General features: G+C 73.2%; 11 protein-coding genes. 6 read left to right on the top strand and 5 right to left on the bottom strand.

The annotated features are described in order from the left end of the window. Window positions 1–170: 170 nt before the first annotated feature. Window positions 171–914 carry a metallophosphoesterase family protein gene (locus ABZS42_RS08565; protein ID WP_355143305.1) on the bottom strand — a complete coding sequence of 248 codons (744 nt, stop codon included), beginning with the start codon at window positions 912–914 and terminating at the stop codon, window positions 171–173. Between the two features lie 114 nt (window positions 915–1,028). Beyond that, window positions 1,029–1,706 carry a Crp/Fnr family transcriptional regulator gene (locus tag ABZS42_RS08560; RefSeq protein WP_076467173.1) on the bottom strand — a complete coding sequence of 226 codons (678 nt, stop codon included), beginning with the start codon at window positions 1,704–1,706 and terminating at the stop codon, window positions 1,029–1,031. 216 nt (window positions 1,707–1,922) lie between these two features. On the opposite strand from ABZS42_RS08560, the gene ABZS42_RS08555 reads away from it, so the two are divergent. From ABZS42_RS08555 to ABZS42_RS08530, 6 genes are all read left to right on the top strand, one after another. Beyond that, window positions 1,923–2,585 (top strand): adenosylcobinamide amidohydrolase, encoded by a 663-nt coding sequence (locus tag ABZS42_RS08555; RefSeq protein ID WP_355143304.1) that lies wholly within the window; start codon window positions 1,923–1,925, stop codon window positions 2,583–2,585. A gap of 56 nt (window positions 2,586–2,641) precedes the next feature. Beyond that, a complete protein-coding gene (locus ABZS42_RS08550; protein WP_355143303.1) occupies window positions 2,642–3,805 on the top strand; it encodes a CapA family protein in 1,164 nt (387 codons plus the stop codon). Next, a complete protein-coding gene (gene nth / locus ABZS42_RS08545) occupies window positions 3,802–4,623 on the top strand; it encodes an endonuclease III (protein ID WP_355143372.1) in 822 nt (273 codons plus the stop codon). The genes ABZS42_RS08550 and nth overlap by 4 nt, the downstream gene beginning before the upstream one ends. After that, the gene (locus tag ABZS42_RS08540) at window positions 4,620–5,267 is read left to right on the top strand and encodes a TlpA disulfide reductase family protein (RefSeq protein ID WP_355143302.1); all 648 of its coding nucleotides are present in this window, start codon (window positions 4,620–4,622) and stop codon (window positions 5,265–5,267) included. Before nth ends, ABZS42_RS08540 begins: the two co-directional genes overlap by 4 nt. Further along, window positions 5,264–5,956 carry a CoA pyrophosphatase gene (locus ABZS42_RS08535; protein ID WP_355143301.1) on the top strand — a complete coding sequence of 231 codons (693 nt, stop codon included), beginning with the start codon at window positions 5,264–5,266 and terminating at the stop codon, window positions 5,954–5,956. Before ABZS42_RS08540 ends, ABZS42_RS08535 begins: the two co-directional genes overlap by 4 nt. Window positions 5,957–6,019: 63 nt before the next feature. Further along, entirely contained in the window at window positions 6,020–7,198 is a 1,179-nt protein-coding gene (locus ABZS42_RS08530; RefSeq protein WP_355143300.1) for a MarP family serine protease, read from the top strand. 79 nt (window positions 7,199–7,277) lie between these two features. Here ABZS42_RS08530 and ABZS42_RS08525 read toward each other — a convergent pair whose 3' ends face one another. The 3 genes from ABZS42_RS08525 to eccCa all read right to left on the bottom strand — a co-directional run bounded on the left by ABZS42_RS08525 (window position 7,278) and on the right by eccCa (window position 13,453). Continuing rightward, entirely contained in the window at window positions 7,278–8,012 is a 735-nt protein-coding gene (locus tag ABZS42_RS08525) for a phosphatase PAP2 family protein (protein WP_355143299.1), read from the bottom strand. A gap of 41 nt (window positions 8,013–8,053) precedes the next feature. After that, window positions 8,054–9,385, bottom strand: coding sequence for a type VII secretion-associated serine protease mycosin (gene mycP / locus ABZS42_RS08520; RefSeq protein WP_355143298.1), 1,332 nt, complete (start codon window positions 9,383–9,385; stop codon window positions 8,054–8,056). 75 nt (window positions 9,386–9,460) lie between these two features. Continuing rightward, window positions 9,461–13,453 (bottom strand): type VII secretion protein EccCa, encoded by a 3,993-nt coding sequence (gene eccCa, locus ABZS42_RS08515; RefSeq protein ID WP_355143297.1) that lies wholly within the window; start codon window positions 13,451–13,453, stop codon window positions 9,461–9,463. Window positions 13,454–13,481: the final 28 nt, after the last annotated feature.

The raw sequence follows: 13,481 nt of genomic DNA, 5'->3' as shown, positions 1-13,481 counted from the left end.
CCGGCCCCCGCGCGGCCCTCCGGCCCCCGGCCCCGGCCCTCCGGCCCCGGCCCTCCGGCCCCGGTCCGATGTCGTAGACGATTCAGCTCCAAAGGCGGCTCGCACCATGTCCCTACGCCCTTCGTCGGGTCGTCCGGCGCGCTGTTCGGAGGGAGCTGGGGCCGGCCCGCTCAGCGGCCGTCGCGGGGGGCGAACACCGCGAGCGCGTCGGCGTCGCTGTGCCGGGAGCGCAGGTACTCGTCGGCGAAGCCGGTGGCGTCCGGGTACGTCGATTCGGTGGCCAACCGGGCGCAGGCCGCGTCCACGTCGAAGTCGGTGCGGCGCAGCTGCACACCCGGACCGAGCAGCGCCCAGTACGCGCCGGGCCCGCCGTACGGCATCCCGACACTGCCGGGATTGACCACCAGCCGCCGGTCGACCAGCCGGGTGAACGGCATGTGGGTGTGTCCGCAGACCACCGTGCGTACCTCTGCCGGCACGTCGGCGAAAACCTCCGCCCAGCGCGCCATCCGGGTGTCGACCAGCACGACCTCCTCGTCGTCCCGAGGTGTGGCGTGGCAGAAGAGCACCGGACCCAGGCCGTCGATGGTGAGCGTCACCGTGCGGGGCAGTTCCGCCAGCCGGTCGACCTGATCGTCGCGGAGCTGATCCGCCGCCCAGTTCGAGACCTCGATCGGAAGGCGGTGCCCTGCGCGTGCCTCCACCAGTTCCCGGTCGGCGTTGCCGCGTACCCAGCAGGCCCGGTCGCCGAGATCGGCCAGCCGGTCGAGCACCTCGACCGGCTGTGGACCGGCGGCGATGTCACCCGTGAGCACGATCAGGTCGGCGGCCGCCACTTCCGGCTCGGCCAGCACGGCCTCCAGGGCGGGAAGCACACCGTGGATGTCAGAGAGGACGGCGACGTTGGTCAGCATCGCCACAGCGTGGCCACCCGTCCGGGCGAAATCCAGGGATTCTGCGCCGGGCAGACAGGCCGCACGCCAAAACGGCCCGAACCTGCAACGCGGTCCGGGCCGTAGCGGCCAGAGTCAGACGCGGGCGCGGCGGGCCAGGCGCTCCGGGTCCAGAATGATGATGCTCTTGCCGTCCAGGCGCAGCCAGCCCCGCGAGGCGAAGTCCGCCAGCGCCTTGTTGACCGTCTCCCGGGAGGCGCCGACGAGCTGGGCGATCTCCTCCTGGGTGAGGTCGTGGGTCACCCGCAGCACGCCACCGTCGCGGGTGCCGAAGCGCCCGGCCATCTGGAGCAGGTTCTTCGCCACGCGACCCGGTACGTCAGTGAAGATCAGGTCGGCCAGCGAGTCGTTGGTCCGGCGGAGCCGGCGGGCCAGCACCCGGAGCAGCTGCTCCGCGATCTCCGGCCGGTTGGCCAGCCACGGCCGCAGCGCCTGCTTGCGCAGTCGAACCAGGCGGGTGTCGGTCACCGCGGTAGCCGTCGCCGTGCGCGGGCCCGGGTCGAAGAGTGACAACTCGCCGACCATGTCCGACGGGCCCATCACCGCGATCAGGTTCTGCCGGCCGTCCGCCGCACGGCGGCCAACCTTGATCTTGCCGGACAGCAGGATGTAAAGACTGTCGCCGGGCTCGCCCTCGTTGAACACGACCTCGCCCTTGCGGACCTCGATCGTCTCCATCTCCTTGGCGAGCGCCTCGGCAGCCTCCGGGTCGACACCCTGGAAGATCCCGCTGCGGGCCAGTACCTCGTCCATCGCGCACCTCCGGTTGCGCGCTGCCGTCCCTCGGCCGGGTCCGCCGTCCGCTGGTCCCTCGCGCGCCGACAAGTCTAGGCGCACGTGAGCGGGAATCAGAGGTCGCCCCTGGAAACGTGATCGTTGGGCGTAATCCGCCCGTACTGCCTGGCCAGAAGGTCACCCGCGCCGCGCCGCGGGCGCGGCCGGCATCCGGGCGGGCCGTAGGGTCACCGGGTGCTGAGTGAGCCCTTGCTGACCACCCGCCACGAGGACGGGCTCGACGTACCGATGCTGGTCTGGCGGGCCACCCACCCGCTGCGCGCGGTGAGCTCCGCGTCGCTGGGCGGCGGAATCGGCGTACGCCACTGGGTCTTGAACGCGACAGTGCCGATGTCGTACGACCGGGACGACCCGGCGGACCACCTGGCCGCGCTCGCCCACGGGCTCGGGCTGGACGGGCCCGGGGTGGGGCTGCTGACCGGTGTCGACGTCGCCGAGTTGATCGCCCGGACGGACGGCGGTGTGCGCGCCTGGGCGACGGTCGGGCTCGGCACCCCGATCCGAGCCGCCGAGCCGGCGCCGGTGGCGGTCGGCGAGCGGGTCGGCACGGTCAACATCGTGGTGTACGTGCCGGTGCGGCTCAGCGACGCCGCCCTGGTCAACGCGGTCGCCACCGCGACCGAGGCGAAGGCGCAGGCGATCACGGAACTGGGCCTGGCGGCCACCGGCACCCCGACGGACGCGGTCGCCGTTCTCTGCCCGGTCGACGGCCCCGAATCCGCCTACGGAGGGCCCCGCTCGACGTGGGGTGCGCCGCTCGCCCGTGCGGTGCACGCGGCCGTGCTCGCCGGCGGCTCCGGCACCGTCGTGCCCTGGTCAGACCGACTGAACGGCTGAACTTCCGTCCGATCGGCCGTCGTATCAGGGAAACCGTCCCGGTAGGGTCGCCAGCGATGTACGCTGCCGCGCGCTCCTCGCGCCTCCCCTCATACCGTCGCCGGACCACCCTCGTGCTCGGCGCGCTGCTCGCCCTGCTCGTGGCGGGCTGTGCCGAGACCGTCGCCGCTCCCGTCTGGCAGGCCGGTGCGGGTGGTGGGGCCACCGGTGCGCCGGTGACCACCCCCTCGGCGAGTGGTTCCCCGGAGGCGGGCGAGATCGTCTCGCTCTCCGCGACCGGCGACATCATCATGGGTAACGCGCCGAACCGGCTGCCCCCCAACGGCGGCAAGGGCTTCTTCGCCTCGGTCACCAAGGCGCTCGCCGCCGACGTGGTGATGGGCAACCTGGAAGAGCCGTTGACCGTGGACACGGGCACCGGCAAGTGCGGTGCCGACTCCACCCGCTGCTTCCAGTTCCGCGCCCCGCCGGAGTACGCGACCCACCTGCGCGACGCCGGGTTCGACCTGCTCAACCAGGCCAACAACCACGGCTACGACTACGGCCCGAAGGGCTACGAGAACACCCAGCGGTCCCTGGAGAAGTACGACCTGGCGCACACCGGCGCGCCGGACGAGATCACCGTCGTCGAGAGCAACGGCGTCAAGATCGCCGTTGCCGGCTTCTCGTCGTACGTCTGGTCCAACAGTGTCGTGGACATCACCGCCGCGAAGAAGGTCGTCGCGAAGGCGGCCACCATGGCCGACCTGGTCGTCGTGCAGGTGCACATGGGGGCCGAGGGTTCGGACAAGACCCGGGTCCGGCCCGGCACCGAGATGTTCCTGGGGGAGAACCGGGGCGATCCGATCAAGTTCGCCAAGGCGATGATCGACGCCGGGGCCGACCTGATCGTCGGGCACGGCCCGCACGTGCTGCGCGGGATGGAGTTCTACAAGGGTCGGCTGATCGCGTACAGCCTGGGGAACTTCGCGGGCGGGGGCAACTCGCTGAGCAACAACGGTCGTCTCGGCTGGGGTGGCGTGCTCAAGGTGTCGCTGCGCTCCGACGGCAGCTGGGCGGGTGGCTCGTTCACCTCGACGTACATGAACGGGGCCGGCAAGCCGACCCTCGACCCGGACGACCGGGGGCTGGGCCTGGTGAAGCAGCTCACTCGCAGCGACTTCCCCAAGACCGGCGCCCGCCTCGACGATGCCGGCAAGATCACACCACCTGACGCCTGACCCCCGTCCGGCGACGTACGCTGGCCGTCGTGACCCGTAGCTCCCCCGGTGCCAGCGAGACCGACCTCGGGCGGAAGCGGCGCGCTCGGCGGATCGGCCGGGTGCTCGCCGAGACCCATCCCGACGCGCACTGCGAACTGGACCACTCCAGCGCGCTGGAGTTGGCCGTCGCCACGATCCTCTCCGCGCAGACCACCGACAAGAGGGTCAACGAGGTCACCCCGAAGCTCTTCGTGCGCTACCCGACCGCCGCCGCGTACGCCGCTGCCGACCGGGCGGAGATGGAGGAGCTGATCCGGCCGACCGGCTTCTACCGCAACAAGACCGACTCGTTGATCAAGCTGGGACAGGCGCTCGTGGAACGCCACGAGGACCGGGTGCCGGGCCGGATGGCCGACCTGGTGGCGCTGCCCGGGATCGGTCGCAAGACCGCCAACGTCATCCTCGGCAACGCGTTCGACGTGCCCGGGATCACCGTCGACACCCACTTCCAGCGACTGGTGCACCGCTGGCAGCTCACGTCCGAGACCGACCCGGTCAAGATCGAGCATGCGGTCGGCGCGCTCTACGAGAAGCGTGACTGGACCATGCTCTCCCATCGGGTGATCTTCCACGGCCGTCGCGTCTGCCACGCGCGCAAGCCCGCCTGCGGGGCCTGCACGCTGGCGAAGCTCTGCCCGTCGTACGGCACCGGGCCGACCGATCCGACAGTCGCGGTCAAGCTGCTCAAGGGCCCCCGGGCCCGTGAGCTGGCGGTCGCCGCCGGAATCGACCCGCAGCTGGTGCCGGTCCAGGCGGTCACCGCGGAGGTGTCATGAATCGCCGTATCGCCGTACTGCTCCTGCCCCTGCTGGTCGCCGCCGCGGCGGGCTGCACCGCCACCGGCACGGAGGAACCGGCGCCGCCCCGGCCGCGGGCCGAACGGCCGTCACCGTTCGAGGACTGCGCGAGGCTGACCACCCCGGCGGCCGTGACCCCGATCGCCGGCGCGGGGACGTCGAGCGCCGGTGCGGAGGCGTCGAACGCCGCCGCGAACGGAGATCCGCTGCCCGAGCTCACCCTCGCCTGCTTCACGGGCGGGGCGCCGGTCGCCCTACGCGACGTACGCGGACCCGCCGTGATCAACGTTTGGGCGTCCTGGTGCCCGCCCTGCCGCAAGGAGCTGCCCGCCTTCCAGCGGCTGAGCAAGCGGGCCGGTGACCGGATCCACGTGATCGGGGTGAACAGCCAGGACAGCCGCAGTGCCGCCCAGTCCATCGGCGAGGACCTGGGCGTCGGCTTCCCGATGCTGGTCGACCAGGGGACGGCCCTGCAACGGGCGCTGAACCGTAACGCCTTCCCGCTCACCCTCCTCGTCGACACGCAGGGCCGGGTCGTGTACACCGACGCGTCCGGCGCGCTGGACGACGCAAGCCTCGGCGAGCTGGTCCGTGAGCACCTCGGGGTGGCGGTGCCGGCGTGACCCGGAGACCGCCGGAGTGGATGGCGCCGCTGCTCGACCGGCTCGGCACGGCCCGGGCCGAGGACTTCACCCGGCTGCCGACGCCGGAGACCGGCGGGCGGGAGAGCGCCGTCCTGGTGCTCCTCGGCGAGCAGGCCGACACCGGCCCGGACGTGCTGATCCTGCAACGGGCCGCCACCCTGCGGACCCACGCCGGTCAGCCCGCCTTCCCGGGTGGGGCCGCGGACCCGGAGGATGCCGACGTCCGGGCTACCGCGCTGCGCGAGGCGAACGAGGAGGTCGCCCTCGACCCGCGCAGCGTCACCGTCCTGGCCGAGCTGCCGAAACTCTGGATCCCGGTCAGCGACTTCGTGGTGACCCCCGTCCTCGCCTGGTGGCACGCGCCGCACCCGGTGCACCCCTGCGAGCCGGCCGAGGTGGCACACGTGGCCCGGCTGCCGATCGCCGAACTGGTCGACCCGGCGAACCGGGTGCGCGTACGCCATCCCAGCGGTTGGATCGGCCCGGCCTTCGCCGTACACGGCATGCTGGTCTGGGGCTTCACCGCCGGGGTGCTGAGCACCCTGCTCGACCTGGGCGGCTGGTCAAGGCCGTGGGGCCCGGGGCGGATGGTCGAGCTGCCGCCCACCGGGGCGACGCCGGCCCCTTCCGCGGGCACCGACGAGGTCGACGAGACGTCCGTACGCTGACCGCACGGTCACCTTCCGCGAGCGGTGGTCATCCGACGGGCCCCTGGCCCGTACGCTTGACGCGTGTCGGCCGTCGATCTCGTTCTGCTGCTGCTCATTCTCGTGTTCGCGATCAGCGGATACCGACAGGGCTTTGTCATCGGAATCCTGTCGTTCACCGGGTTCTTCCTCGGCGCGCTGATCGGGCTCCAGGCCGGGCCGATACTCGCCCGTCAGTTCGTCGACAACGGCATCCGGGTGCTGATCTCCCTGGTGGCGGTCTTCGGTCTCGCCGTGGCCGGGCAGGCGCTCGCCGGCTGGCTGGGATCGAACCTTCGGGCCGCGATCACCGGTTCCGTCTTCCGCAAGATCGACGACGTCGGCGGCGCGTTCGTCTCCCTCTTCGCGGTGCTCCTGGTCGCCTGGCTGGTAGCGGTGCCGCTCGGCTCGTCCTCGCTGCCCTGGCTGGCCTCCTCCGTGCGGAACAGCGCCCTGCTCAACGTGGTCGACCGGGTCCTGCCCGACCAGGCGCAGCGGCTCTCCACCGCGTTGCGGGACACCGTCGACACGAACGGCTTCCCGGACGTCTTCGGCGACCTCGCGCCGACGAGGGCGCGGCAGGTGGAGCCGCCCGACCCGGCGCTCGCCGGCTCGCAGGTAGTGGTCAACGGGCAGCGCTCGGTGGTCAAGGTGCTCGGCTCCGCGCCCAGCTGCTCCCGCCGCATCGAGGGCTCCGGCTTCGTGTACGCCGATGACCGGGTGATGACCAACGCGCACGTCGTCGCCGGCACCCGTTCGGTGGCCGTGGAACTCGGCGGCGACCGGTACGACGGTGACGTGGTCGCCTACGACCCGGACCGGGACCTCGCCGTGCTGCACGTGCCGGGGCTGCCCGGCCCGTCCATGCGGTTCGCCGCCGGCAACGCGGGCACCGGCGCGGACGCCATCGTGCTCGGCTTTCCGCTCGACGGGCCGTACAACGCGCAGTCCGCCCGGGTCCGCGACGTGGACCGGATCACCGGGCCCGACATCTACTCGTCCGGAGACGTGACGCGGGAGATCTACACGATCCGTGCGTTGGTCCGCAGCGGCAATTCCGGTGGGCCGCTGGTCTCCGCGAACGGGCTGGTGCTCGGGGTGATCTTCGCGGCGGCGGCGGACGACCCCAACACCGGGTTTGCGGTGACCTCGGCAGAGGCGCGCCCGGTGGCGCTGGCAGGCGCCCAACGCACCCGTTCCGTCGACACCGGCGAATGCACCTGACCCCCACCCCCTGACCCGGCCTCGTACGCGGAAACAGGGCGGCGAGCGGGTCCGCGGGAAGGGGAGCCGCGGCCTGTGGTCAGTGGCGGTTCGCGGGGGCGTGCTGCCAGACGGTGAAGCCGGCGGCGGTGGCCGCCAGGACGGCCGCGGCGAGGAGCCATCCGCCGATCACGTCGCTGGTCCAGTGCACCCCGAGGGCCACCCGGCTCGCCCCGGTCAACACGGCGAGCAGTAACGCCGTGGCCCAGAGCGCCGCACGCTGCGCCCGCCGCCGGGCCAGCGGCAGGAAGACCACCAGCAGCACCCCGGCGGCCAAGGCGGCGTTGAGCGCGTGCCCGGACGGGAAGGCGTACCCGACCGCGCGGGCGACGGGATCCAGCAGCTCCGGCCGGTCCCGAGCGACGAGCAGCTTGAGCAGGGCGCCGAGCAGCCCGCCCGCCAGCATGGTCACCGCGACCCAGAGCGCCAGCCGGCGGGCGTCCCGACGGAGCAGCCAGACCACGACAGCCAGGGCGGCGACGCGGAGCGGCATGGGCGCGAAGACCTCGGTCCAGACGCTCGTCAGCCGTACCCAGCCGGGATGCTCCAGCGCGTAGCCGTGCAGCGCCTCCGTCACCGAAACGTCCATCCGGTGCAGCGGAGGCCACGCGCCGAGCACGAGCAGGGCGAGCGACGTGAAGGGCGCCAGCACCAGGAACGCGGCCGCCACGGCCAGCGTGAGCCGCAGCCCGCGCGGCTGGACCGGGTCGAGTCGGCGTCGCCGCCACGACACGGCGTCGCCGGGGGCGAGAGTGCGCGGGCCGGTCGTACTCATGGCGTCGTTCTACCCAACCGGGCGGGCGATCAGCCGCGGTCTCAGCGGTGCTGCTGGCGCAGCCGGCGGACCATCAGCGCCGCCCCGGTGAGTAGGGCCACGAAGAGGGCGGCCCCGGTCCAGAGCCGCTCCGGTGCCGAGTCGTCCTGGCTGCCGGCCGGGCGGGCGGTCCAGCGGGTCTGCTGCTGCGGAACGTTGTGGCCGAGCGGGTCGCCGAAGCCGGCCGCCCGGTCGCTCTGCTCGCGACCCGGCGCCGGTCCGAAGCCGACCACGCCGGGAGAGGCGTTGTCGTCGAGCGGGTTGCCGGTCACCGGCGGCACGTCGGTGGTGAGCGCGGCCACCGGGTCGACCAGACCGAAGCCGAAGCGGTCGTCGCGGCCGGTCGGGCCGAGGTCGCGAGCGGTGGACATCAGCCGGTTCACCACGTCACCGGCCGACATCTGCGGGTAGCGGGAGCGGACGAGAGCCGCGGTGGCGGACACCAGCGGCGCGGCGAAACTGGTGCCCTGCACCCGCCAGTAGCCGCCCGGACGGGCGCCGACGAGCCCGGTGGCCGGCGCGGACAGCACGGCCTCCCGGCCGGTGATCGAACCGGACCAGAGGTTCTCGCTGTTGCGCTCCAGGCCGGCGACCGCGATCACGCCCGGCTCCCGAGCCGGGTACCAGACCTCGGAGGTCGTCGAGCTGGCGACGTTGCCGGTGCAGGCCACCACCACCACGTCGCGGGCGAAGGCGTAGTCCAGGGCGGCGGCGAGAGCGGGGCTGTCACCGCTGCCACCGAGCGACAGGTTGATCACCCGCGCGCCGTGGTCGACCGCCCAGCGGACCCCGCGGGCCACGATCAGCGCGTCGTCGTACCGGTTCTCGTCGTCGAGCACGCGGACCGGCAGGATGCGTGCGTCCGGCGCGAGACCGACCACGCCCTGCTTGTCGTCCCGGCGGCCGGCGATCAGCCCGGCCACCGTGGTGCCGTGGCCCACCGGGTCCGCCTCCGGGGCGCCACCCGGGGACACCAGGTCGTATCCGGGCAGCACCTGCCCCACCAGGTCGGGGTGAGTGGCGTCCACCCCGGAGTCGACGACGGCGACGACGACGCCGCGCCCGGTCGAGGTGCGCCAGGCGGTCGCCGCGTTCAACTCGTCGATCTGCCACTGCTCGTCACGGATCTGGTCCGGCCGGTCCGGCGCCTCGTCCGGCACGTACGCCAACGGGGTGCCGGCGACCGCGCTCGCGTGGACCGGCGCGGCCGCCACGGGCACCGCGGGACCGGCCACGGCGACGACGGTTGCCGTCACGCCGAGCAGTGCCCGGCCGGCCACCCGCCGGACCGCTGCCGGGCAGCTGTGCCGAACCCCAGTCACATCCTCAGCCATTCGTCGCCTGCCGAACCACAACGATCGGAGATTACCGGTTCTCGCCCTGATCGAGGGACGATCCGGGGAGACGGTTCACGGTGCCGGCAGGTGTGCCAGCTGGACCAGGCGCACACCCTCCCGACGGGTGACCAGCCGACCACGCCCGGGTGGCAGCGGCCCGGGGCGTACCGGCCCGACCAGCGCCCCCTCCTCCGGGCTGCCCGCCATGACGAGTCCGGCCGTGGCGAGTTCCCGCAGCCGCTGGACGATCGGCTCGTACTGGGCGCGGGCGGCGCCCCCCGAACGGCGGACGAGCACCAGGTGCAGGCCGATGTCCCGGGCCTGCGGCAGGTACTCCGCCAGGGCGTGCAGCGGGTTGGTCGGCCCCGTCGCCACCAGGTCGTAGTCGTCGACAAGCACGAACAGCTCCGGCCCCGACCACCAGGAGCGGTCGCGGAGCTGCTGCGAGGTGACCTCAGGTCCGGCGATCCGGCGCGCGAGGTAGCCGGCGGCCGACTCGACGAGTTCGGCGGTGTGCGCGGCCGCGGTGCCGTAACCGATCAGATGGTCCGTCGCGATCGCGCCGAGCAGGCTGCGCCGGTAGTCGACCAGGATCACCCGGGCCTGCTCCGGGGTGAACCGGGCGGTGATGGTTGCGCCCAGCGCACGCAGGAACGAGGACTTGCCGCATTCGGCGTCGCCGAAGACCACGAAGTGCGGTTCGGCGGCGAAGTCGAGCACCACCGGTCGTAGGTCGGCCTCGGCGATCCCGACCGGCAGCCGCAGCCCGGTCGTCGCGGCGAGGTCCAGGTCGGCGTACGGAAGCACCGGCGGCAGCAGCCGTACCCGCGGGGCGGGCCGGCCGGGCCACGCTCCGGCGACCTGCTTGACGAGGTCGACGGTGTCCGCACCCGCGAGCCGGGGCAGGGCCGTCAAGAAGTGCAGACTCCCGGCGGTCACGCCCCGCCCCGGCGCCTTCTCCGGCACGTTCGCCGCCGCCCGGCGGGCCACCAGCGAGTCGTTCGGGTCGCCGAGACGCAGCTCCAGGCGGGATCCGAAGAGGTCCCGGATCGCGGGCCGGAAGTCCAACCAGCGCAGCGCGGTGGTCACCACGTGCACCCCGTAGGAGAGCCCCCGGGTGGCGAGTTCGGTGATCAGGGGCTCCAGGTCGTCGTACTCGGCGCGCAGGCTCGTCCACCCGTCCACGACGAGGAACACGTCGCCGAACGGGTCGACGTCCCGCTCGCCGGAGGCGGCCAGGGCGGCGCGCCGCTTCCGGTACGCCGTCATCGACTCGACGCCCAGTTCGGTGAAGCGCCGCTCCCGTTCGGCGAGCAGCGTGGCGACCTCACCGATCGTGCGTCGCACGGCGGTCGGGTCGGCCCGCCCGGTCACCCCGCCGACGTGTGGCAGGTCGCGCAGCGTGGCCAGCCCGCCGCCGCCGAAGTCGAGGCAGTAGACCTGCACCTCCGCCGGGGTGTGGGTGAGCGCCAGCGCGCAGATCAGTGTCCGCAGCACGCTCGACTTGCCGCTCTGCGGAGCCCCGACCACCGCGACGTGCCCGGCCGCGCCGTCGAGCGCCAGCCAGAGCAGGTCACGGCGCTGTTCGAAGGGCTTGTCCACCACGGCCACCGGAACGCCGAGCGCGCCGTGCAGCTCCGGGTTGCCGGTGGTGAGGCCACGCGCGGGATCCGCGCCGACCGGGCCGAGCAGTTCGTCCAGGGCCGGCGGCTGGTCGAGCGGCGGCAGCCAGACCTGGTGCGCGGGTGATCCCTGGCCGGCCAACCGGTTCACCAGCAGGTCCAGCAGGCTCTCCCGGCCCTCTTCCTCGGCGGCCGCTGCGGGCTGCGTGTCCGGCTCGGGCACCGGCACGAAGTGGGTGGTGAAGGCGAGCAGGCGAGGTGAGCCGTCCAGGTCGGGACCCGCCGCCGGGCCGCTGCGGGGCAGCGCGCCGGAGACGTACGCGGCCTTGAACCGGACCAGCGGATCGGTGCCGGAACGCAGGTAGCCGTGCCCGGGGGTGCGTGGCAGTTCGTGGGCGTCCGGCACGCCGAGCACCGTCCGGGACTCCAGAGCCGAGAAGGTGCGCAGACCGATCCGGTACGACAGGTGGGTGTCCAGCCCGCGTAGCCGCCCCTCCTCGAGCCGCTGCGAGGCGAGCAGCAGGTGTACGCCGAGCGACCGGCCCAATCGGCCGATCTGCACGAAGAGGTCGATGAAGTCCGGCTTGGCGGAGAGCAGTTCGGAGAACTCGTCACAGATCAGCAGCAGTGACGGCAACGGCGGGAGGGCGTTGCCGGCGGCCCGGGCCCGTTCGTAGTCCCGCACGCCGGCGAAGTTTCCGGCCCGGCGGAGCAGCTCCTGCCGGCGCATCAGTTCGCCGTTCAGGGCGTCGACCATCCGGTCGACCAGCGGCAGGGCGTCCGCCAGGTTGGTGATCACGGCGGCGGTGTGCGGCAGCCGGTCGAACGAGGCGAAGGTGGCGCCGCCCTTGAAGTCGATGAGGACGAAGTTGAGCTGTTCCGAGCTGTGCGTGGCGGCCAGTCCCAGCACCAGCGTGCGCAGCAGCTCGGACTTGCCGGAGCCGGTCGCGCCGATGAGCAGCCCGTGCGGGCCCATGCCGTCCTGCGCGGACTCCTTGAGGTCCAGTTCGACGGTGCCGCCGTCGGCGCCCACTCCGATCGGCACCCGCAGCCGGTCCCGCGCCGAACGGGGCGCCCAGCCCTGCTCGACCGTGAAGGCTCGCGGGTCGCCCAGGTCGAGCAGCTCGGGCAGGCCCGGCTCGGCGTGCAGTGGGGCGTCCGGGCCGTGGGCCGTGCCGGCGAGGCGCAGCGGGGCCAGCCGACGGGCCACCGCCTCGGCGTCGGCCGCGTCGAGCTGGTCCGGAAGGCCGACCTCGGCGTGGCCCTCCGCCGAGTAGGAGTGCAACCGTCCGTCGCGCAGTTCGAGCAGGAGCGCATACCGGTCGAGCAGCCGGGGTGGCGGAGTGTCCAGGTCGAGCACGGTGACCGCGTCGATACCGCTGTCGCCGGTCATGTCGGTGGCCCCGGTGAGGTCGGCGCCGTCGAGTACGACGACCACGTGCGGCCCTTCGGTGGCCGGCCTGGTCGGGCTGAACCGGGAGCGGCTGCCCAGCACCTCGTCGAGCAGCCCCTCCAGTTCGGCGGCGGAGCTGGTGACCAGACGTACCGGGCCGAGGGCGTCGGTGCGGTCCGGATGCCGGGCGTGGGGCAGCCACTTGACCCACTCCCAGGCGGCCCGCCGCTCCGGGCCGGCACAGACTGCGATCAGCAGTTCCTCCGGGGCGTGGAAGACCGCCAGCTGGGTGAGGACCGCGCGGACCATCGCCCGGGCCGACGCGCCTTGGCCGGGCCCGCCGTCCGCCGCCGGGCCGGCGACCGTGCGGTCGGTGGGTTCGGGGCCGCTGACCTGCCGTACGAAGACCCGGGCGAAGCTGCGCAGCGAGAGAGCCACCGGCAGGTCGGGTACGACCGAGTAGGCGTCCAGGAAGCGGCGCAGAGCACCCGCCGTCATCGGTTCCAGTTCCTCGAGTGGGCGGGTCACGGGCGGGATCAGCGGGGTGGCCAGGGTCTGCGGCCCGACGGCGACCCGCACCACCGCGAAGTCCGGATCGGTGGGGCGGCGCTCCCAGACCCGGTGGCTGGTCACCGTCGACCAGAGCCGCTGGGGGTGGGGGTGCCGGTAGTGGAGCCCGGCCCGCTGCCGTTCGGCGGTCTCCCGGACCCGGCGGCGCAGGGAGCTCAGGTGCCGCAGGTACTCCCGGCGGGCGGCCATCATCTCCGACTTGCGTGGCGTGCCGGACGCGCTGCCCCACGAGGTCACCAGCATCGCCAGCGAGGAGAGCCCGAACATCGCGCCCACCACGTACGAGTAGGCGCCTCCGCCGCGGCCGAACATCATCGCCATCGCCACCGTGCCGCCCAGCATGGGCAGCAGCATGAGCAGCTGCTGCCAGCGGCCGCCGGCCACCGCGGGGATCTCCGGTGGGGCTTCGACGGGCAGCTCACCGACCGGGATCTCCGGTGCCGGCCGGCGGGGCGGCCGTTTGACGACGACGGTGGACAAGGACCCTCCCCAGAACGCTCGGTAACCC

This window comes from Micromonospora sp. NPDC005367, from assembly GCF_040606825.1.
Lineage (GTDB): Bacteria > Actinomycetota > Actinomycetes > Mycobacteriales > Micromonosporaceae > Micromonospora.
The sequence above is the reverse complement of the archived record's forward strand: the minus strand, read 5'-3'. Positions and strand labels throughout refer to the sequence as shown.